19 protein-coding genes are annotated in these 21,174 nt (G+C 73.9%); 2 read left to right on the forward strand and 17 right to left on the reverse strand.

What is annotated here, in order from left to right:
* Positions 1-35: 35 nt before the first annotated feature.
* Complete coding sequence (locus tag H488_RS25115) at positions 36-464, reverse strand: hypothetical protein (protein ID WP_017832901.1); 429 nt, start codon at positions 462-464, stop codon at positions 36-38.
* A 344-nt stretch (positions 465-808) separates the two neighbouring features.
* Between H488_RS25115 and lexA the strand changes: the two genes are divergently transcribed.
* Positions 809-1,588: a transcriptional repressor LexA gene (gene lexA, locus H488_RS25120; RefSeq protein ID WP_017832902.1), complete on the forward strand. Its 780-nt coding sequence runs from the start codon at positions 809-811 to the stop codon at positions 1,586-1,588.
* 166 nt (positions 1,589-1,754) lie between these two features.
* On the opposite strand, the gene H488_RS25125 is transcribed toward lexA, so the two are convergent.
* The gene (locus H488_RS25125) at positions 1,755-3,833 is read right to left on the reverse strand and encodes an ATP-dependent DNA helicase (RefSeq protein WP_017832903.1); all 2,079 of its coding nucleotides are present in this window, start codon (positions 3,831-3,833) and stop codon (positions 1,755-1,757) included.
* A gap of 4 nt (positions 3,834-3,837) precedes the next feature.
* Entirely contained in the window at positions 3,838-5,466 is a 1,629-nt protein-coding gene (hflX, locus tag H488_RS25130; protein WP_017832904.1) for a GTPase HflX, read from the reverse strand.
* Positions 5,467-5,606: 140 nt separating this feature from the next.
* Between hflX and H488_RS25135 the strand changes: the two genes are divergently transcribed.
* A complete protein-coding gene (locus H488_RS25135) occupies positions 5,607-6,269 on the forward strand; it encodes a class I SAM-dependent methyltransferase (RefSeq protein WP_017832905.1) in 663 nt (220 codons plus the stop codon).
* Between the two features lie 43 nt (positions 6,270-6,312).
* Here the strand turns inward: H488_RS25135 and dapF are convergent, their stop codons facing one another.
* The 14 genes from dapF to dapB form a co-directional block, all read right to left on the reverse strand.
* Entirely contained in the window at positions 6,313-7,302 is a 990-nt protein-coding gene (gene dapF / locus H488_RS25140; protein WP_017832906.1) for a diaminopimelate epimerase, read from the reverse strand.
* Positions 7,303-7,352: 50 nt separating this feature from the next.
* Complete coding sequence (miaA, locus tag H488_RS25145; protein WP_017832907.1) at positions 7,353-8,273, reverse strand: tRNA (adenosine(37)-N6)-dimethylallyltransferase MiaA; 921 nt, start codon at positions 8,271-8,273, stop codon at positions 7,353-7,355.
* Positions 8,270-9,799, reverse strand: coding sequence for a tRNA (N6-isopentenyl adenosine(37)-C2)-methylthiotransferase MiaB (gene miaB, locus H488_RS25150; protein ID WP_017832908.1), 1,530 nt, complete (start codon positions 9,797-9,799; stop codon positions 8,270-8,272). The genes miaA and miaB overlap by 4 nt, the downstream gene beginning before the upstream one ends.
* A gap of 29 nt (positions 9,800-9,828) precedes the next feature.
* Positions 9,829-10,461: a regulatory protein RecX gene (locus H488_RS25155; protein ID WP_017832909.1), complete on the reverse strand. Its 633-nt coding sequence runs from the start codon at positions 10,459-10,461 to the stop codon at positions 9,829-9,831.
* Positions 10,462-10,469: 8 nt separating this feature from the next.
* A complete protein-coding gene (gene recA, locus H488_RS25160; protein ID WP_017832910.1) occupies positions 10,470-11,582 on the reverse strand; it encodes a recombinase RecA in 1,113 nt (370 codons plus the stop codon).
* Between the two features lie 234 nt (positions 11,583-11,816).
* A complete protein-coding gene (locus H488_RS25165) occupies positions 11,817-12,038 on the reverse strand; it encodes a DUF3046 domain-containing protein (RefSeq protein WP_017832911.1) in 222 nt (73 codons plus the stop codon).
* A 154-nt stretch (positions 12,039-12,192) separates the two neighbouring features.
* Positions 12,193-12,624, reverse strand: a complete 432-nt coding sequence (locus tag H488_RS25170) for a helix-turn-helix domain-containing protein (RefSeq protein WP_017832912.1) — start codon at positions 12,622-12,624, stop codon at positions 12,193-12,195.
* A gap of 163 nt (positions 12,625-12,787) precedes the next feature.
* Complete coding sequence (locus H488_RS25175; protein ID WP_017832913.1) at positions 12,788-13,282, reverse strand: CinA family protein; 495 nt, start codon at positions 13,280-13,282, stop codon at positions 12,788-12,790.
* Positions 13,279-13,884, reverse strand: a complete 606-nt coding sequence (gene pgsA / locus H488_RS25180) for a CDP-diacylglycerol--glycerol-3-phosphate 3-phosphatidyltransferase (protein WP_017832914.1) — start codon at positions 13,882-13,884, stop codon at positions 13,279-13,281. The genes H488_RS25175 and pgsA overlap by 4 nt, the downstream gene beginning before the upstream one ends.
* A gap of 37 nt (positions 13,885-13,921) precedes the next feature.
* Positions 13,922-16,903 carry an FtsK/SpoIIIE family DNA translocase gene (locus H488_RS25185; RefSeq protein ID WP_031282714.1) on the reverse strand — a complete coding sequence of 994 codons (2,982 nt, stop codon included), beginning with the start codon at positions 16,901-16,903 and terminating at the stop codon, positions 13,922-13,924.
* A gap of 66 nt (positions 16,904-16,969) precedes the next feature.
* Positions 16,970-18,661 carry a ribonuclease J gene (locus H488_RS25190; protein ID WP_017832917.1) on the reverse strand — a complete coding sequence of 564 codons (1,692 nt, stop codon included), beginning with the start codon at positions 18,659-18,661 and terminating at the stop codon, positions 16,970-16,972.
* Between the two features lie 13 nt (positions 18,662-18,674).
* Positions 18,675-19,631 carry a 4-hydroxy-tetrahydrodipicolinate synthase gene (dapA, locus tag H488_RS25195; RefSeq protein WP_017832918.1) on the reverse strand — a complete coding sequence of 319 codons (957 nt, stop codon included), beginning with the start codon at positions 19,629-19,631 and terminating at the stop codon, positions 18,675-18,677.
* Between the two features lie 67 nt (positions 19,632-19,698).
* Complete coding sequence (locus H488_RS25200) at positions 19,699-20,331, reverse strand: hypothetical protein (protein ID WP_017832919.1); 633 nt, start codon at positions 20,329-20,331, stop codon at positions 19,699-19,701.
* 5 nt (positions 20,332-20,336) lie between these two features.
* Positions 20,337-21,140 (reverse strand): 4-hydroxy-tetrahydrodipicolinate reductase, encoded by an 804-nt coding sequence (dapB, locus tag H488_RS25205; protein ID WP_017832920.1) that lies wholly within the window; start codon positions 21,138-21,140, stop codon positions 20,337-20,339.
* Positions 21,141-21,174: the final 34 nt, after the last annotated feature.

Genomic DNA, 21,174 nt, shown 5'->3' on the forward strand with positions numbered 1-21,174 from the left:
TGCACAGAGCGGGGCGTGCTGATCGGGCGGGCGGCTCAGGCGGCCGGGACCTCGAGGAGCTGGCCGGCCACGAGCACGGAGCTGTCCAGGTCGTTGAGCTCCACGATCTCGTCCATGACCTCCCGCGGGTCCCGGTCCGGGTCGGCCACCACGGCGAGCTCCCACAGGCTCTGCCCGGGGAACACGGTGGTCTGCTCGGTCCCGGAGCCCGGGACGGGTGCGCTCGTGGCCGTGGCCGTCGAGGGGACGAGGAAGATCACGGCGAGCACCACCAGGGCGGCGGAGCCGGCCAGGACGGGCAGCCCCAGGAACACCAGGCGGCCGCGGCGGGTCAGGGTCAGCGGGGTGCGGGACGCGGAGCGGGCGGGACGGGCCCGCCGGAGCGCACGGCCGAGCCCCCGGGCGGATCCTGCGGACTCGCGGCGGCGGGCGACGACGGGGGTGAGGGTGGCACTGGCACTCATGACATGAACTCCTTGACGTTCCCGCACGGAGCGGGCGATCTCGAACACCGGTCCGGTCGACGACCCTCGCGGGCCTCCATTCGATCGAACATACTTTCGAATACCGATGACCCATGTCTAGCACGTGTCTGCGAATGCTGTCGACAGCGGGTCGTACATATGTTTGAACACACACGGCGTGTCGCCTAGGCTGAGGACAGGTCCGGGCCCCCGGCCGGCGCGCGCTGCGGACCCTCTGCGCCTGCCGACCGGGACCCATCGAACCACCCGGGTCCGACATCGGAACCGGGACCGCGCAGACCGGCTGCGGCACCTGCAGCCGGACGGGAAAGGACGACGCTCCCATGGCCCAGCCCCCCACCCCCGAGGAGCCCCGCGCCCGGGGCGCCCGCCCCGGGGCACGCTCGCGCAGCCGCGGGCTCACCGTGCGCCAGCGCACCATCCTCGAGGCCATCCAGCGCTCCATCGCCGAGCACGGCTATCCGCCGTCCATGCGGGAGATCGGGGACCTCGTGGGCCTGGCCTCGCTCTCCAGCGTCACCCACCAGCTCGCCCAGCTCGAGAAGCTGGGCTATCTGCGCCGCGACCCCAAGCGCCCGCGGGCCATGGAGGTGCTCACTCCCCTGCAGCTGCGCGGGACCGCCGGGGCGGAGTCCGCCGAGCCGTCGGAGGAGGCCCCGGCGGCACCGGCGGGCCGGACCGCTCGTCCCGCCGCCCAGAACGCCGTGGCCGAGCTGTCCACCTCGGCGGACGTGACGATGGTCCCCCTGGTGGGCCACATCGCCGCCGGCGGGCCGATCACGGCCGAGCAGTCCGTGGAGGACGTCCTCGCGCTGCCCCGCCAGCTGGTCGGGCACGGCGAGCTGTTCATGCTGCGCGTCAAGGGCGACTCGATGATCGACGCCGCGATCTGCGACGGCGACTGGGTGGTGGTGCGCCGGCAGAGCGCCGCCGACAACGGGGACATCGTGGCCGCCCTGCTCGACGACGAGGCCACGGTCAAGACCTTCCGCCAGCGGGACGGCCACACCTGGCTGCTGCCGCAGAACACGCGCTACGAGCCGATCCTCGGCGACCACGCCACCGTGATGGGCAAGGTCGTCTCGGTGCTGCGCAGCCTCTGAGCCGCCGCACGCCCCGGCACCCGGGCCCTCCGCCGCCGGTGGGGGGCCCGTTGCCGTCCGGGCCGGCCGCCGTCCGGACACCCTGTTGTTCGGACACCCTGCTGTCCGGACCCCGTGCGGGCCCGGCGCGGTCCGGGCAGACCCCCCGGGCGGCAGCGGGACGTGCTCAGCCCACGGAGAGCCGCTGCAGGGCGCCGAGCACCACCTGGCGGTCCGTGGTGGTCCACAGCGGCGGCAGGGACCCGCGGAGGAAGCCGCCGTAGCGGGCGGTCGCGATCCGGGAGTCCAGGATCGCCACGACGCCCCGGTCCCCGCCCGCGCGGATGAGCCGCCCGGCCCCCTGGGCGAGCCGCACGGCCGCGTGCGTCGCGGACACGGACATGAACCCGTTGCCGCCGGCCCGTTCCGCGGCGCGGCTGCGGGCGCTCGCCAGCGGGTCGTCCGGGCGCGGGAAGGGGATCCGGTCGATCATCACGAGCCGGCACGAGGCCCCCGGGACGTCGACGCCCTGCCACAGGCTCATCGTGCCGAACAGGCTCGTGGCCGGGTCGTCGGTGAACTCCTGGACGAGTCCCGCGAGCGAGGACTCCCCCTGGCACAGGATCGGCAGGTCGGTGCGCCCGCGCAGCGCCTCGGCCGCCTCCTCCGCCGCCCGGCGGGAGGAGAAGAGCCCGAGGGCCCCGCCCCTGGAGGCCTCCAGCAGGGCCAGCATCTCGTCCAGCTGGGCCTCCGTGAGCCGGCGGCCGGGCTTCTCCAGGTGCTTGGCGAGGTAGAGGATGCCCTGCTTCGGGTAGTCGAACGGGCTGCCGACGTCCACGCCCTCCCAGCGCGGGGCGCCCTCGCCCCGCAGGCCGAGGGCGCCGGCGGCGGAGTCGAAGGACGAGCCGACGGACAGGGTGGCGGAGGTGAGGACCACGGTGCGCCCGTCGAAGAGCCCCTCCCGCAGGGTGCCGGCCACGCTGAGCGGGGCCACGTGCAGGGTCGCCGGGTCGGTGTCCTCCGCGGGCACGTAGCCGCGGCCCGGCTCCCAGCCGCCCTGGCGCGAGATCCACAGCACCTCGCGGTGCTCCTCGGCGGCGAGGATCCGCTCGGCCAGGTCGAGGACGTCGCTCACCCGGGAGCGGGCCATCTGCCGGCCGGCGTCCCCGTCCTTCTCCCCGGGACCGGCCTTGGACTCGGTCATCACGGTGCGGGCGGCGTCCCGGATCTGGGCCACGGCCGCCGCCTGGGCGTCCCCGAGGCCGCGGTGCAGCAGCTCGGCGGGAGCGCCCATCAGGGCGGCCTCGAGGTTGGCGGCCCCGGCGGTGAGCGAGTCGGGGCTCGCGGAGGTGTGCTTGCGCGCGGACGCGGCGGCCGAGCGGACCATCGCCGCGGAGAGCTGTCCGGTGACGGCGCCCGTCACCCGGTCCTGGAGCTCGTGGGCCTCGTCGATGACCACGACGTCGTGCTCGGGCAGCACCGTGATGCCCTCGAACGCGTTGATCGCGAGCAGGGCGTGGTTGGTGATGACGATGTCGGCCTCACCGGCCCGCTGCTTGGCGAGCTCCGCGAAGCAGTCCTCGACCAGGGGACAGCTGCGGCCCAGGCACTCCTTCGCCGTGACCGACACCTGGCGCCAGGCGCGGTCGCTGACCCCGGGGAGCACCTCGTCCCGGTCGCCGGTCCCGGTCTCGCGGGCCCACTCGCGCAGGCGCTGGACCTCCTGCCCCAGCCGCCCGGGGTTCTCGGCGGCCTCGGGCTGCGGCGGGCCGGGGTGCGGGGCGGCGTCGGGCAGCGCGAAGAGCGCGCCGGGCTCGTCGTCGGACGGGTAGCCGCCCTCGATCTTGTGCAGGCACGCGTAGTTGCTGCGGCCCTTGAGCAGGGCCACGTCCACGTCCCGCTCGAGCTCGCCCTCGAGGGCGGCCAGCAGGCGCGGCACGTCCCGGCCGACGATCTGCGACTGCAGCGCGAGCGTCGCGGTGGCCACGACCACCGGCTTGTCCGCGCGCTGGGCGTGCTCCACGAGCGGGGCCAGGTACGCGAGGGACTTGCCGGTGCCGGTCCCCGCCTGGACCAGCAGGTGCCGGCCCCGGTCCAGGGCCTCGGCCACCTTGGCGGTCATCAGCCGCTGCCCGTCCCGGACCTGCCCGCCCATCGCGGTCACGGCGGTGTCCAGCAGGGCCAGGGAGTCCTTGGCCCCGGGCAGGGTCTCCGGGCGCACGCCCGAGACGTCGTGCCCGGACTCGTCCACGAATGCGGCGGCCACGCGCTCAGGCGCTCTCGGCGCCGAAGCCGGGAGCGCGCTCGGGGGCGAACTCCGCGAGCTCGGCCGCGAGGTCCTCGCGGACCTTCACGAGCAGGTGGGTGCCCTCGGGCAGGTGCTCGGTGCGCAGGATCTCCGCGTCCCAGTCGTGCAGCCGGCTGACCACGTCCCCGCGCTGGTAGGGGACGAGCAGGTCCAGCACCGTCTCGGGCCGCGGGATGGACTCGCTGATCCGCTGCCGCAGCTCCTCGATGCCCTCCCCGGTGCGGGCCGAGACCACCACCACGTTGCGCTCGCGCTGCTTGATCCGCTCGACCACGAACGGGTCGGCGGCGTCCACCTTGTTCAGGGCGATGATCTCGGGGATGTTCTGCGCGTCGATGTCCGTGAAGACCTGGCGCACCGCGCGGATCTGGCCCTCCGGGTCCGGGTGGGAGGCGTCCACCACGTGCAGGATGAGGTCGGAGTCGGCGACCTCCTCCAGGGTGGAGCGGAACGCCTCGACGAGCTGCGTGGGCAGCGACCGGACGAAGCCGACCGTGTCCGAGAGCGTGTAGCCGATGCCGTCCGGTGTCTGCGCGCGGCGGACCGTGGGGTCCAGGGTGGCGAACAGGGCGTTCTCCACGAGCACGCCCGCGTCCGTGAGCCGGTTCAGCAGCGAGGACTTGCCCGCGTTGGTGTAGCCGGCGATCGCCACCGAGGGCACGGAGTGGCGGCGGCGGTTGAGCCGCTTGGTCTCGCGCGCCGGCTTCATCGCGGCGATCTCACGCCGCAGCTTGGCCATGCGGGTGCGGATGCGCCGGCGGTCCAGCTCGATCTTGGTCTCACCGGGGCCGCGGGAGCCGATGCCCTCACCGGCGGCGGCGCGACCGCCGGCCTGGCGGGACAGGGACTCGCCCCAGCCGCGCAGGCGCGGGAGCAGGTACTCGAGCTGGGCGAGCTCGACCTGGGCCTTGCCCTCCTTGGACTTGGCGTGCTGGGCGAAGATGTCGAGGATCAGACCCGTGCGGTCGATGACCTTGACCTTCACGACGTCCTCCAGCCCGCGCCGCTGGGAGGGGGCGAGCTCGGAGTCGACGACGACGGTGTCCGCGCCGGTCGCGGCGACGATGTCCCGCAGCTCCTTGGCCTTGCCCGAGCCCAGGTACGTGGCCGGGTCCGGCTTGAGCCGGCGCTGGACGATGCCGTCCAGCACCTCGGAGCCCGCGGTCTCGGCGAGCGCGGCCAGTTCGCGCAGGGAGTTCTCGGCCTCCGCGAGCGTGCCCTCCGTCCACAGCCCGGCCAGCACCACGCGCTCCAGGCGCAGCTGGCGGTACTCGAGCTCGGTGACGTCCTCGAGCTCGGTGGACAGGCCCGCGACGCGGCGCAGCGCGCGGCGCTCCTCGAGGTCCTGCTGGTCGCCGTCGTGGACGGTGTGCCCGTCCTCGGCGTCGGCCAGCTCCCGGGCCCGGCCGGAGAACCGGCCCGGCGCGGTGGAGTCGTCCTCGGGGGCGGTGTCCTGCCCGGCGGCCTGCTCCCGGGCACGGGCCCGGGACAGCACGCGCTCGACGACGTCCTCCAGGTCCTGCCGGCTCAGGCCGTTCTCGGGCTCCGCGGCGTCGCGGGGCTCGGCAGGGGTTTCACGGGGGTGGGTCATGGTTCCTTTCGGACGGGATGCTGATCAGTACATTCTAGTGGCGGAGCCGGACATCCCGGCGTCGGAGCCGGGCGTCCCGGCGGGGTCCGCGCCGGTTCCCGGTGCGTGCGGGGCGGGCGCTGTCGGTAGCATGGGGCGCTATGGCACCGCCTCCCGACTCCCCCGATCCCGTGGCCGGCCCGGCGACCCCCAACCCGGGGACCGAGCACTACTTCTCCGAGGACCCCTCGGTCCCCGAGGTGCGGCGGTCCGTGGCCGTGCGGCTGCGGGGGCGGGAGGTCTCGCTGCAGACCTCCAACGGGGTGTTCAGTCCGCGGGGTCTCGACAAGGGAACGTCCGTGCTGCTGGAAAATGTTCCCGACCCCGCCGGGGCGGAGCTCCTGGACATCGGTTGCGGGTGGGGCCCGATCGCGCTGAGCCTGGCCGGGGCCGCCCCGGGGGCCCGGGTCACGGCCGTGGACGTCAACGAGCGCTCGCTCGGGCTCACCCGGGACAACGCGGCGGCCCTGGGCCTGACCGGCGTGGAGGCGCTGCTGCCGGAGCAGGTGCCCGCGGAGCGGCGCTTCGACACCATCTGGTCCAATCCGCCCATCCGGATCGGCAAGCAGCAGCTGCACGAGCTGCTCCTCCAGTGGCTGCCGCGGCTGGCCGAGGGCGGCACGGCGTGGCTGGTGGTGCAGAAGAACCTCGGGGCGGACTCGCTGCAGAAGTGGCTCGGCACCGCGCTGGGCGCCGCCTTCCGGGTCTCCCGGCACACGACCGACAAGGGGTTCCGGGTCCTGCTCGTCGAACGGCGGGACTGAGCGACCGGCACCGGGCCGCCCCACAAACCTCAGGCCTCAGGCCTCAGACGAAGGTGCCGTCGGCCACCAGCACGGCCGGTCCGGCCAGCACCACGTGCTCGGCGCCGTCGGGCGCGGGGACGAACGTCACGGAGACGATGCCGCCGGGCACCTGCACGAGCCACTGGTCGGGGGCCGTGGCGCCGCCCCAGAAGCGCGTCGCGGCCGCCGCGGCGCACGCGCCCGTCCCGCAGGACTGCGTCTCGCCCACGCCGCGCTCGTGCACGCGCATCCGCACCCGGCCCACGCCGTCGTCGTCGCCGTCGGCGGGGACCACGAACTCGACGTTGGTCCCGTCCACGGGCTCCGGGCGCACGACGGGAGCAGTGTGCAGCCCGAGCTGGTCGAGCTTCTCCCCCTCCGCGAGCGCCACGACGGTGTGCGGGTTGCCCATGCCGATCGACAGCGCGGGGCGGGGCACCTTCAGCCCCTCGGCGGTCACGACGGCGTCCGAGCCGCGGGACCGGGCCGCGTCCCCGTCGAGGAAGGTCCACGGCCCCATGTCCACGGCGTAGCCGGAGTCGGTGCGGGCCACGGTCTTCACCCCGGCGCGGGTGCCGATGCGCAGCACGTCCCCCTCGGGGACCGCGGCGAGACCCCGCTGGAGCAGGTAGTGGACGAAGACCCGCACCCCGTTGCCGCACATCTCGGCGACGGAGCCGTCGTTGTTGCGGTAGTCCATGAACCACTCGGCGTCCGGCGCCGCCTCGAGGACGGCCCGCCCCTCGGGGATCGCCTCGGAGCGCACGGCGCGGATCAGCCCGTCCCCCCCGATGCCGCGGTGGCGGTCGCACACCAGGGTCACCAGCTCGGCGTCCAGGGCCAGCTCCGCGTGCGGGTCGGTCAGCAGCACGAAGTCGTTGCCCGTGCCGTGGCCCTTGGCGAAGGCGCGGCCCCGGAGCTCCCCCCAGGGGCCGGCGTCGGCGCCGGGGGCGGTGTCCGGGGCGGGGCGGGTGTCCTCGTGCTGGGCGGTGGGGCTCTGGGCGGAAGTCACCCGGCCATGATACGCGGACCCGGCCGCCGGTCCGCGGCCGGGTCCGCGGTTCAGCCCCCGGCCGCGACCCGTTCGACGACGTCCGCGGCGCGCTCCGCGAGGCCGGGCGCGGACGGGTCCAGCCAGTGCACCCGGGGGTCCGCACGGAACCAGGTCCGCTGGCGGCGGGCGAAGCGGCGGGTGGCCACCACGGTGGCCTCGACCGCCTCCGCCACGGTGGCGCGGCCGTCCACCACGTCCAGGAACTGGCCGTAGCCCAGGGCACGGGAGGCCGTGCGCCCCTCGCGCAGCCCGCGGGCCGCCAGGGCGCGCACCTCGGTCTCCAGGCCGGCCTCGACCATGGCCCCGACCCGGCGGGCGAGCCGGTCGTGCAGCGCGGCACGCTCGAGGTCCAGGCCGATCTGCACCGTGGGCTCCACGTGCTCGCGGCGGGGCATGAAGGACGTGAACGGGCGGCCGGTGAGCTCCCACACCTCCAGGGCGCGCACCAGCCGCCGCTCGTCCTGCAGCCGGGCGGCGGACGCCGGATCCACCTGGCGCAGCCGCTCCCGCAGGGCGCCGGGGCCCCGCGCCGCGAGCTCGTCCTCGATCCGGGCCCGCACCGCGGGGTCGGTGCCGGGCAGCTCGAGCACGTCCAGGGCCGCGCGCACGTAGAGTCCCGAGCCGCCCACCAGGACGGGGACCCGGCCGCGGACGCGGATTTCTGCGAATCGGGTCCGGGCGGCGCGCTGGAAGTCCGCGACCGAGGCCTCCTCGGTGACGTCGAGGACGTCGAGGAGGTGGTGGGGCACCCCGCGCCGCTCCTCCGCGGTCGCCTTGGCGGTGCCGATGTCCATCCCGCGGTAGAACTGCATGGAGTCGGCGTTGACGACCTCCCCGCCCAGCCGCAGGGCGAGCTCGACGCCCAGGGCGGTCTTGCCGGTGCCCGTGGGCCCGACGACGGCGACGACCGGCAGCTCCGAGCGGGTCACCGGACGGGGAGGCCCGGCATGCCCAGGCTCACGGGCCCGGGGCCGGCGGCGCCCGGGGCGGCGGGGACCCCGCAGGACTCGGCCTGGCGGCGGTCCCAGGCGTCCCCGGCCCGCGAGCGCCGCAGCGCGTAGTCCTGCGGGGACCGGGGGTCGGCGACGAGGTGGTAGGCGGCGGCGCCGGTGACGACGACCGACACGAAGTCGCCGGGCCGCGGGACCTCGGCGCCCTCCGGGACGGAGAAGTGGACGAGCCGCTGGTCCCGCGCGCGGCCCGAGAGCCGGTGGGTCTGCTCGGACTTCTTGCCGGCCTCCGCGGTGACGAGCAGCTCGACCTGCCGGCCGACCACCGCCCGGTTCTCCTCCGCGGCGATCCGGTCCTGCAGCGCCACGAGCCGCTCGAAGCGCTCCTGCACTACGGCCTTCGGCACCTGGTCCGCCATCTCCCCCGCGGGGGTGCCGGGCCGGACGGAGTACTGGAACGTGTACGCAGAGGAGAAGCGGGAGGCCGCCACGACGTCGAGGGTGGCCTGGAAGTCCTCCTCGGTCTCCCCAGGGAAGCCCACGATGATGTCCGTGGTGATCGCGGCCTCCGGGATGCGCTCGCGGACCGTGTCCAGGATCCCGAGGAACCGCTTCGAGCGGTAGGAGCGGCGCATCTCCTTGAGGATCCGGTCGGAGCCGGACTGCAGGGGCATGTGCAGCTGCGGCATGACGTTGGGGGTCTCCGCCATGGCGTCGATGACGTCGTCGGTGAACGCGGCCGGGTGCGGGCTGGTGAAGCGCACGCGCTCCAGGCCCTCGATCTGCCCGCACGCCCGCAGCAGCTTGGCGAACGCCCCGCGGTCCCCGAACTCCACGCCGTAGGAGTTCACGTTCTGCCCCAGGAGCGTGACCTCGACCGCCCCGTCGTCCACGAGGGCCTGCACCTCGGCGAGGACCTCCCCGGGCCGCCGGTCCTTCTCCTTGCCGCGCAGGGACGGGACGATGCAGAACGTGCAGGTGTTGTTGCAGCCCACGGAGATCGAGACCCACCCCGAGTAGGCGCTGTCCCGCTTGGTGGGCAGCGTCGAGGGGAACACCTCGAGGGCGTCGAGGATCTCCAGCTGCGCCTCGGCGTTGTGCCGCGAGCGCTCCAGCAGGGCGGGCAGGGAGCCGATGTTGTGGGTGCCGAAGACGACGTCCACCCACGGCGCCCGCTCGAGGATGGTGTCCTGGTCCTTCTGCGCGAGGCAGCCGCCGACGGCGATCTGCAGGTCCTTGTTGCGCTTCTTGGCGGGCACGAGCTGGCCGAGGTTGCCGTAGAGCTTGTTGTCGGCGTTCTCGCGCACGGCGCACGTGTTGAACACCACGAGGTCCGGCTCGCCGCCGGCGGCGGGGACGTAGCCGGCGGCCTCGAGCAGGCCCGTGATCCGCTCGGAGTCGTGGACGTTCATCTGGCACCCGAACGTGCGCACCTCGTAGGAGCGCGGGGCGGGCGCGCCGGAGGACGCGGTCGGGTCCGGGGAAAGGGCTGCGGGGGTCGACATCACCGGACAATTGTACGGGGCGGTCCCGGTCACGGGGTCTCCGGGTGTTCCTCGCCCGTCTCGTCGTCCCGGACCGCGGCACCGGAGCGCGCCTCGAGCTCCTCCTTCACCACGGCGAAGGCCAGCCCGGGCGGGTAGCCCTTGCGCCCGAGCATCCCGACCAGCCGCCGCACGGCCTTGTCCCGCTCGGCGCGGTCGGTGAGCTCGGCCCCGGCGGGGAGCTTGCGGCGCACCAGCTCGGCGGCGTCCGCCCGCTCGTCCTCGTCGGTGCGCTGCTCGAGCGCCGACTCGGCGATCTCCCCCGTGACGCCGCGGGTGGCCAGCTCCCGCCGGATCGCGGACCGGGAGAGCTTGCGGGAGCCGGCCCGGGAGCGGACGTAGAGCTCCGCGAACTGGGCGTCGTCGACGAGGTCGACCTCCTCGAACCGGTCCAGCACCTCCCGGGCAACGTCCTCGGGGACGTTGCGGTCGGCGAGCTTGTCCTCGAGCTGCTTGCGGCTCTTCGCCGAGGCGGTGAGCTGGCGCAGGACGATCGCCCGGGCCACCTCCCGGGCGTCCGGCTCGGGGTCCTGGGCCGGGGACGACGACGCCGCCGGGCCCTCCGGCCCGCGGTGGCGGGCGGAGGACCGGCGGCGCCGGCGGTCGTACGGGCTCTCGGTCACGGACCCGCTCAGAAGGCCGGGCCGGCGACCTCGGTGGGCAGCCCGGTCACGGGCTGCTCCTCCGCGGTCTCCTCGGCGGTCTCCGGCTCCTCGACGACCCCGAGCTTCACCAGGATCCGGCGCTCGATCTCCTCGGCCAGCTCCGGGTTGTCCTTGAGGAACCGGCGCGAGTTCTCCTTGCCCTGCCCCAGCTGGTCGCCCTCGTAGGTGAACCACGCCCCGGACTTCTTGACGATGCCGTGCTCCACGCCCATGTCGATGAGCCCGCCCTCGGTGGAGATGCCCTCCCCGTAGAGGATGTCGAACTCGGCCTGCTTGAAGGGCGGCGCCATCTTGTTCTTGACGATCTTGGCGCGGGTCCGGTTGCCCACCGGGTTGGCCCCGTCCTTGAGGGTCTCGATGCGGCGCACGTCCACGCGGACCGAGGCGTAGAACTTCAGCGCCTTGCCACCGGTGGTGGTCTCGGGGCTGCCGAAGAACACCCCGATCTTCTCGCGCAGCTGGTTGATGAAGATCGCGGTGGTGTTCGAGTGGGAGAGCCGGCCGGTGATCTTGCGCAGCGCCTGGCTCATCAGGCGGGCCTGCAGGCCCACGTGGCTGTCGCCCATCTCGCCCTCGATCTCGGCCTTGGGCACCAGGGCCGCCACCGAGTCGATGACGATGATGTCGATGGATCCGGAGCCGACGAGCATGTCCATGATCTCCAGGGCCTGCTCACCGGTGTCCGGCTGCGAGACCAGCAGGCTGTCGGTGTCCACGCCGAGCTTCTCGGCGTAGGAGGGGTCGAGGGCGTGCTCGGCGTCGATGAAGGCGGCGATCCCGCCGGCCTTCTGGACGTTGGCGACCGCGTGCAGGGCCACGGTCGTCTTGCCGGAGGACTCCGGGCCGTAGATCTCCACGACGCGCCCGCGCGGGAACCCGCCGATGCCCAGCGCGACGTCCATCGCGATGGACCCGGTGGGGATGGTCTCGATCTTGGTCGCCGGACGGTCGCCCAGGCGCATGACCGAGCCCTTGCCGTAGTTCTTGTCGATCTGCGCGAGAACGGTCTCGAGAGCCTTCTCGCGGTCGCTGCCGAACTGCTGGTCGGCGCTCTGCTTGTTGCTGCCCTTGGCTGCCATGGTCCACCTCGTGTTCGGGGGGTTCCGCCGGTGCGGCCGGAACCGTTGCTGCTGGTCTTTTCGTGTTCCACGGTATCGCCGTGGTCGGACACCGTAAGGCTTCGCGCGGGGCCTGGGGAGGAGCGGGAACCACTCTCCCGGGACGGACCGGGCTGTGCAGTCCGCGACCCGCTGCTTCGAATATACCTTCGAAGCGGTCGCGGGTCCACGGGCGCGCCGGGAGCCCGGCGGGTGTCAGTCCCGGGGCGGGCGGTCCACGCCCCACCAGCGGGACTCGGGGACGTCCTGGGCCCGGCAGAGGGCGAACCACACGGTCCGCGGGTCGACGCCGGCCTCGATGGCCTCGGCGGCCGTGCGGTGCTCGAGCTCCCCGAGCACCAGGTCCCGGGCCAGGACCCTGCTGTAGCCCGCGCCGAACTCGTCGGCCATGAGCTGCCAGAAGCTGCTCAGCCTCATCCGCGTCCTCCTTCGTCGTGCTGCCGGCCGGGGGTCGTGCCCGTCCATCCTGCCATCCGGGCGGCGGGGCCGGCACAGGCCGGAGGGCCCGGCGGTCCTGGGACCGACGAGCCCTCCGGGACGTCGTGGGCGGGCGGCGGGCCGCCCGGGCGGATCAGCGGGCGCCGGCCGCGGCGGCCTCGCCGCCGTTGACCCGGCCGAACTCCCGCGAGTACTGCTCGGTGAGGTCGCTGGGCACGGTGTCCGGGACCAGGAGGCCCTCGGCGTAGGCCAGCCGGTCCGCGACCTCGCGCAGCATCTGGGACATCGGGATGTCGAGCGCGGCGCAGATCGACGCGAGCAGCTCGGAGGAGGCCTCCTTCTGTCCGCGCTCCACCTCGCTGAGGTAGCCGAGGGAGACGCGGGCGCTGTGCGAGACCTCTCGGAGGGTGCGTCCCTGGCGCTGGCGGACGCTGCGCAGGACCTCACCGATCTCCTGGCGGAGTACACCCATCTTCATGTCCTTCGTCTCGGTGCTGTCGTCCTCGTCGAGGCCCACGTCCTTCCAACGGACGACGCCATTGACGGACACGGGTTGCTTGGTCATGTGAATCGCTCGTCTCCTCGTGTGTGCGGCAGCTTCACCGCCTGCTGCGGGCGGTGCCTCGGCGCCGGCCGGTCGACATCTTGACTTCGATCGGCTCAACTCGAGCCTGCGATCATTGCTAACCCCGCTGACGGTTCCATTCTTCCCCGCACGAGGCGGTTTTTCACTGTGAGTTGGCTGGGAGCACCAGGGCCGCCGTGAGCCGCTCGAGGGCGGCGCGCACGGCGGCCGCCCGGATCTCCGCCCGGCCCCCCGCCGCGGCCAGCTCGTGGACGGTGGACCCGCCCGGTCCGGCGACGCCCACGTAGACCGTGCCCACCGGCTTGCCGTCGTGCGGCTCGGGGCCGGCGGCGCCCGTGGTGGAGACGGCCCAGTCCGTGCCGAGGCGGCGGCGGGCGCCCTCCGCCATGGCGACCGCGACCTCGGGGTCGACGGAGCCCCGCTCGGCGAGCAGCCGGGCCGGCACGCCGAGGACCTCGGTCTTGACCCGGTTGGAGTAGGAGACGACCGCGCCCTCGAAGCAGGCCGAGGCCCCGGGGACGTCGACGACGGCGGCGGCCAGCGCTCCCCCGGTGAGGGACTCCGCGGTCGCGACCGTCAGCGCCCGGCGGACGGCCTCCTCGACGAGCGCCCGGGCGGCCGGCTGCGGCTCCGTCACGCCGCGTTCCGCCCGGCCAGCGCCCGGCGGCGCAGCTGGACCGCCTTGACCACGTAGTCCACGCCCGTCACGACCGTGACCACGAGGGCCGCCCCCATCGCGATCCAGCCCAGCCACGGCCACCACGCGCCCACCAGGGGCACCAGCGGGAGCAGCAGGAGCAGGAGCGCCACGGTCTGCAGGACGGTCTTGAGCTTGCCGCCCTTCGAGGCGGCCATGACGCCGTAGCGGATGACGACGAAGCGCAGGAGCGTGATCCCCCACTCGCGGACGAGGATCACCACGGTCACCCACCACCACAGCTCGCCGAGCATCGAGAGCACCACGAACGCGGCGCCGGTCAGCAGCTTGTCGGCGATGGGGTCGGCGATCTTGCCGAAGCTGGTGATCAGCCCGCGGGCCCGGGCGATGTCGCCGTCGAGCTTGTCCGTGTACATGGCGACCGCGAAGACCGCCAGGGCGGCCCACCGCATGCCCAGGGAGTCCTCCCCCTGGGTGCCTCCCACCCACAGGAACCACACGAAGAAGGGCACCAGCACGATGCGCAGGGCGGTCAGCGCGTTCGGCAGGTTGAGGTTGGACGCCGGGTCCGCGGGGCTCATCTGGTGCTCGCTTCCTGGTGGGTGGGACGGGGTCGGCTCAGCGGCCGGTCAGCTGCCAGGCGTCCTCGGACTCCTCGGGGTCCTCGGCGCCGTCGCCGTGGTCGGTCGCGGTCCGGGCCAGCGAGGCCTCGACCGGGTCCTCGCCGTAGTCGACCGACCCGCCGGCGCCGGCCGGCGGCGCGGGCGGCTCCTCGCCCCGGAGCACGGCGAGGGTCGCGGCGAGGTCGTCGGGCTTGACGAGCACGTCCCGCGCCTTGGACCCCTCGGAGGGCCCGACGACGCCGCGGGACTCCAACAGGTCCATGAGCCGGCCGGCCTTGGCGAAGCCGACGCGCAGCTTGCGCTGGAGCATGGAGGTGGACCCGAACTGCGTGGTCACCACGAGCTCGGTGGCCTGCAGGAGGACGTCGAGGTCGTCCCCGATGTCCTCGTCGATGGTCTTCTTGGGGGCCTCCTGCACCACGTCCTGGCGGTAGTGCGCCTTCATCTGGCCCTTGACGTGGTCGACGACCTCGTGGATCTCCGACTCGGTGACCCACGCGCCCTGCACGCGCATCGGCTTGGAGGCGCCCATGGGCAGGAACAGGGCGTCGCCCTGGCCGATGAGCTTCTCGGCGCCCGGCTGGTCCAGGACCACGCGGGAGTCGGTGACCGAGGACGTCGCGAACGCCATCCGGGAGGGCACGTTGGCCTTGATCAGACCGGTGACCACGTCCACGGAGGGCCGCTGGGTGGCGAGCACCAGGTGGATGCCGGCGGCACGGGCGAGCTGGGTGATCCGCACGATCGCGTCCTCGACGTCGCGCGGGGCGACCATCATCAGGTCCGCGAGCTCGTCGACGATCACGAGCAGGTACGGGTACGGCCGGATCACGCGCTTCGAGCCGGGCTCGGGCTGGACCTTGCCGTTGCGCACGGCCTTGTTGAAGTCGTCGACGTGCTTGTACCCGTAGTGCGAGAGGTCGTCGTAGCGGGCGTCCATCTCCCGCACGACCCACTGCAGCGCCTCGGCGGCCTTCTTGGGGTTCGTGATGATGGGGGTGATCAGGTGGGGCACGCCCTCGTAGGCGGTCAGCTCGACCCGCTTCGGGTCGACCATGACCATCCGCACCTCGTCCGGGGTGGCGCGCATCAGGAGCGAGACGATCATCGAGTTCACGAAGCTCGACTTGCCCGCGCCGGTGGCGCCGGCGACGAGCAGGTGCGGCATCTTCGCGAGGTTGGCCACCACGTAGCCGCCCTCGACGTCCTTGCCCACGCCCATGACCATGGGGTGCTCCGTCTTGCGGGCGTTGTGCGAGCGCAGGACGTCGCCCAGGGACACGGTCTCGCGGTCGGTGTTCGGGATCTCGATGCCGATCGCGGACCGGCCGGGGATCGGCGAGAGGATGCGCACGTCCGCGGAGGCCACGGCGTAGGCGATGTTCTTGGACAGCGCCGTGACGCGCTCGACCTTGGTGCCGGAGCCCAGCTCGATCTCGTACCGGGTGACGGTGGGCCCGCGGGAGAAGCCGGTGACCACGGCGTCCACGTTGAACTGCTCCAGCACGCTCGTCAGGGAGGCGACCACGGCGTCGTTGGCCTCGGAGCGCTCCTTGGGCGGCGGTCCCTGCACGAGCGCGCCGGCCGCGGGCAGGGAGTAGGCGATGTCGCCCTCGAGCTTGAGCTGCTCCGCGCGGGCGGGGATGGGCGACTCGGGGGTGTGGGTGCGGGCGGTGACGGACGTGGAGCCGGTGGGCTCGGCGGCCACGTCCTCCAGCGCAGGGGAGCCGGAGCCCGCGGCGGTGTCCGCGGCCGGCTCGAGGCCCTGCTCCCGGCGCAGCCGGCGGGCGGCGAGCTGCTCCTGGGTGGGCCGCTTCTGCCCCGGCCGGGGGACGTCGCCCCCCTGCTCCGCGGCGGCGGCCGGCTCGGCGGATCCCGCCGCCCCCGCCGTTCCCGCCGCGGTGGCCCGCTGCCGGGCGGCGCGCGCGGAGTCGACGTCGAAGACGCGGGTGGGCGCCTGGCCGTCGGCGGCCTCCTCGGCGACGACGGCGCGCTCGAAGGCCTCGTCCCCGCGGTAGCCGTCGAGGGCGCGGCGCTCGGCCTCGGCCGCCTTGCGCTCGCGGCGCTTCTCGCGGCGGGTCTTGGCCGCCTCGGCGCGCGCGGCGTGCTCGTCCAGGTAGGAGCGGTCGTGCCGGGCGGCGGACACGTCGGTCGCGGAGACGGGCCCGTCCTGGCCCATGAGCCGCCAGTAGCCCTGCCGCAGTCGCGGCAGGATGAGGTTGACGGGCGTCGCGGTGACCACGAGCACGGACAGGAACAGGGCCGCGACGAAGATCGCGCCGGCGCCGACCGGGGTGATGAGGGCGCTCAGCGGGTCGGCGGCGAGGAATCCCACGTAGCCGCCGGCGCTCCGGAGCGCCTCCTGGCCCTGGCTCGGGGACGGCTGCCCCAGGAGCACGTGCGCGAGGCCGGAGCCGGCGACGACGGCGGCGCCCAGCCCGATCGCGATGCGGTTGTTGGCCGAGGTGTCCTCGGGGTGGCGGAAGCGGCGCAGGGCGAAGCCCACGAGGGGCAGCGGCAGCACCAGGGCCGTCCAGCCGAAGGTCCCCGCGAGGACCTCGTGCACCGCCACGGCGGGGACCGCCAGCCACGGCGCGGACGCGCCGGGCAGGTTCCACCACTCGACGGCCGCGGCGAGCAGGCCCAGCAGCAGCAGGAAGAGGGCGCCGCCGTCGCGCAGCGACTCCGCGGGCACGTCCGTGCGCAGGGTGCCCATGCGGCGCACGGCGCCGCCGACCACGTGGGCGAGGGCCGTCCAGACGCCTCCGACGGCGCGGGCGCACCAGGCCAGGGCGGCGCCCGTGCCGTGCAGCACCCGCGGGGAGCTCGCGGCGGGCGCCGCGGAGCCCCGTCCGGCGGTCGACGGACGGCGGGTGGAGGTGGACCGGCTGGATCCCGACGACCGCGCAGAAGACGTGCTGTTCTTGCCACGCGACGTCGAGGCGCCCTTGCGGGCGGGGGAAGTACGAGTCGCCATGCTCCCAGGGTAGACCACGGCCTCCCCCCGTCAGCGGTGCCGCACGGGGGGGGAGGGACCGGGGGCTCAGGCCTCGATGACGACCGGGACGATCATGGGCTTGCGGCGCAGCCGGCGGCTGACCCAGGAGCCGATGGTGCGGCGCACCACCTGCTGGAGCTGCTGGGTGGTGTGGTTCTTGCCCGAGTGGTTGATGGCGTCCTCGAGCGCGGCGGTGATCCTCGGCTTGATCTCGTCGAACACGCTGTCGTCCTCGGCCACGCCGCGGGCGTGCACGTCCGGGCCGGTGACGACCTTGCCGGTGTCCCGGTTCACCACGGTGATGACGGAGATGAAGCCCTCCTCGGCCAGCACGAGCCGGTCCTTGAGGTCGGCGTCGGTGATCGTGCCCACGGAGGAGCCGTCCACGTAGACGTAGCCGCACTCGACCTGGCCGGTGATCCGCGCCTCGCCGTCGGCCATGTCCACCACGGTGCCGCCCTCGGCCAGGAGCACGTGGTCGGTGGGCACGCCGGTCTCCTCGGCGAGCTTGCCGTTGGCGATGAGGTGGCGGACCTCGCCGTGCACCGGCATGACGTAGCCGGGCTCCACGATGTTGTAGCAGTACAGCAGCTCGCCCGCTGCGGCGTGCCCGGAGACGTGCACCCTGGCGGTGCCCTTGTGGACCACGGTGGCGCCCAGCCGCATGAGCCCGTTGATGATCCGGAAGACCGAGTTCTCGTTGCCGGGGATGAGCGAGGACGCGAGGATCACGGTGTCGCCCTCGGTGAGCTGGACCTTGTGGTCGCCGTTGGCCATCCGGGACAGCGCGGCCATCGGCTCCCCCTGCGACCCGGTGCACATGATGACCAGCTCCGAGTCCGCGTGCTCGTCGATCCGCTTCTGGTCGATCAGGGTGTTCGGCGGGACCTCCAGGTAGCCCAGCTTCTCGGCGATGGTCATGTTGCGCACCATGGACCGGCCCATGAACGCGACCTTGCGCCCGTGCTCGGCGGCGGCGTCCAGCACCTGCTGCACGCGGTGGACGTGCGACGAGAAGGACGCCACGACCACGCGCTTCGGGGCGCGCCCGATCACGTCCGCGAGGACGGGGCCGATGTGCTTCTCCGTGGGGGTGAACCCGGGGACCTCGGCGTTGGTGGAGTCGGTGAGGAACAGGTCCACGCCCTCCTCCCCCAGCCGGGCGAAGTGGCGCAGGTCGGTGATCCGGCCGTCGAGCGGCAGCTGGTCCATCTTGAAGTCGCCCGTGTGCAGGACGGTGCCGGCCTTCGTGCGCAGGAACACCGCGAGGGCGTCCGGGATCGAGTGGTTGACGGCCACGAACTCGCACTCGAACTCGCCGAGCCGCTCGACCTGCCCCTCCCGCACCGCCATGGTGTAGGGCTTGATCCGGTGCTCCTGGAGCTTCGCCTCGATGAGCGCGAGCGTCAGCCGGGAGCCGATCACGGGGATGTCGGGGCGGCGCTTCAGCAGGTACGGGACGGCGCCGATGTGGTCCTCGTGGCCGTGGGTCAGCACCACGGCCACGACGTCGTCGAGCCGGTCGACGATGTGGTTGAGGTCCGGGAGGATGAGGTCCACGCCCGGCTGGGTCTCCTCGGGGAAGAGCACGCCGCAGTCGACCACGAGCAGCTGCCCGTTGATCTCGAACACCGTCATGTTCCGTCCGACCTCGCCCAGCCCGCCCAGCGGGACGACGCGCAGGACGTCCTTGCCGAGGGCGGGGGGAGCCGCCAGGTCGGTGTGCCACTGGGTCATGGGACCCCTTTCGTCAGTCGATGGTCTCGAGGAGGGTGTCGGCGACGACCGAGCCCCGCAGGTCCGCGCGGATCAGGGCGGCCTCGGCCTCCGTGGGCGGGACGTGCGGGAGCCGCACGGTGTTGTGCGGCAGCCGGCCCTGCCACATGAGGATCGTCTTCGCCGCGACGGCGCCGGGGGCGCGGGTCATCGTGGCGCGGACGACGGGCTCGAGCTCGGCGTTGATCCGCCGGGCCGCGGCGAGGTCCTGGGCACGGACCGCGTCGACGAGCTCGCGGTACCGGGCGGTGGCCACGTGGGTGGTGACGCCGATGAGCCCGGCGGCGCCGATGGCCATCCAGGGCAGGGTCAGGCCGTCGTCGCCCGAGTAGTAGAGCAGGTCGGTCTCGGCCAGCACCCGGGTCGCGGCGACCAGGTCCGCCTTGGCGTCCTTGACGGCCACGATGTTGGGGTGCCCGGCCAGGGAGATGAGGGTCTCGGTCGCGATCGGGATGCCGGCGCGGCCGGGGATGTCGTAGAGCATGATCGGCAGGTCCACGGAGTCCGCGAGGCTGCGGAAGTGGGCCTCGACACCGGCCTGGGAGGGCTTGTTGTAGTACGGGGTGACGATGAGCAGCCCGTCCATGCCGAGCTTCTCGGCCGCGCGGGAGAGGTAGCGGGAGTGCTCGGTGTCGTTGGAGCCGGTGCCCGCGAGCAGCGGCACGCGGGAGCCGACGGCCTCCTTGACCGCGCGGAACACGGAGAGGTTCTCCTCGTCGGTCATGGTGGAGTACTCCCCCGTGGTGCCGCACACCACGAGGCCGTCGCAGCCGTCGTCGACGAGCTGGACGGCCATGGCCGCGGTGGCGTCCAGGTCCACGGACCCGTCCGCGGCGAAGACGGTGATCATCGCGGTGAGCAGCGTCCCGAACAGGGGCTCGGACCGGGTCGCGGGGAGGTCGGCGGAGGAGGGCGAGGCGTTGGCAGTCATGGGTGCCAGGTTACCGCCTCCGCGGCGGGGGCACCGGCGGGCGGGCGGCGGGGGCTCGCCACCACGGTCAGGCCCGGCCCTCGCCCGGGGGGTCGGCGGGCTCCACGTTGCGGGGGGTGCGCCCGCGGGAGAGGGCCACGGCGTCGCGCATCGCGGAGCGGGCGCGGGTCCGGTCCCCGGCGGCCGCGTAGGCCAGGGAGAGCCGGTACCAGTTGCGCCAGTCGCCCGGGTCCGCCTCGGTCTGCGCCCGGACGGCCCCGAAGCGCTCGTCGGCGGCCTCGCGCACGATGCGCCCGCCGGGGGTGCGCGGGAGGTCGTCGGGCGGCAGCCCGCCCTCCTCGTGCAGCGTCCGGCCGAGCTGCTCGGTCCGGACCCCGAACAGGATCTCGCGCACGAGCGCCCACACGCCCACGGCCGGGAGCACCAGCATGGCGACGCCGAAGGCCTTGGCGATCCAGCCGTCCGTGCCCAGCAGCAGCACCGCGCGGTGCAGGCTCAGGCCCAGGTAGACGACGAGCAGCGTCACCATGGCCGCGGCGAGCAGCTTCGCCTTGCTCGTGGACTCCAGGAGCGTGAAGACGCCCGCGAAGACGAGCACGGCGAGGATCCACAGCTTCGAGCCACCGGGGACGGGCAGCAGCCACAGGGTCAGCAGGGCCGCCGCGAGCAGGCCCCAGATCCAGGCCCGGATGGAGTCCATCGGCGCTACAGCCCCAGGTCGAGGTAGCCCTCGAGCCCGTGCGTGAGCCCCTGGTGGGAGCCCACCTCCCGGACGCCGAGCACCACGCCGGTCATGAAGGAGATCCGGTCGAAGGAGTCGTGCCGGATGGTGAGCTGCTCGCCGACGCCGCCCAGCAGCGTCTCCTGGTGGGCGACGAGCCCGCGCAGGCGCACGGAGTGCACCCGGACGTCCTCCACGAGCGCGCCGCGGGCCCCGCCCGGGTCCTGCTCCGTGGCGTCCGGCGACGGCGCGACCCCCGCGGCCCGCCGTGCCTGCCCGACGAGGGCGGCGGTGCGGGCTGCGGTGCCCGAGGGGGCGTCCACCTTGTCCGGGTGGTGCAGCTCGACGATCTCGACGGACTCGAAGAACCGGGCGGCCTGCGCGGAGAAGCGCATGGCCAGCACCGCGCCCACCGAGAAGTTGGGGGCGACGAGCACTCCCACCCCGGGGTGCTCGGCCAGCAGCGCCTCGAGCCGGTCCAGCCGCTCGGCGTCCCAGCCGGTGGTGCCCACGACGCAGTGCATGCCGTGCTGCACCGCGAAGCGGACGTTGGCCTCCGTGGCGGAGGGGACCGTGAGGTCGACCACGACCTCCGCGCCGGCGGCGACCAGGGCCTGGAGGGAGTCCTCCCGGCCGAGCTCGGCGACGAGCTGGAGGCCCTCGGTGCGGCGCACCGCCTGCACGGCCTCGCTGCCCATCCGCCCGCGCGCGCCGAGCACGGCGACGCGCAGCTCGGCGGGGGCGGACGGCGGGGCGTCGGTGGTCACGGGGGCGGTGCGCTCGGTCATGGCTCCAACTCTAGGTCACGGGGCGGGCGGCGCC

The sequence above is a fragment of the Kocuria sp. UCD-OTCP genome (assembly GCF_000349605.1).
GTDB lineage: Bacteria > Actinomycetota > Actinomycetes > Actinomycetales > Micrococcaceae > Kocuria > Kocuria rosea.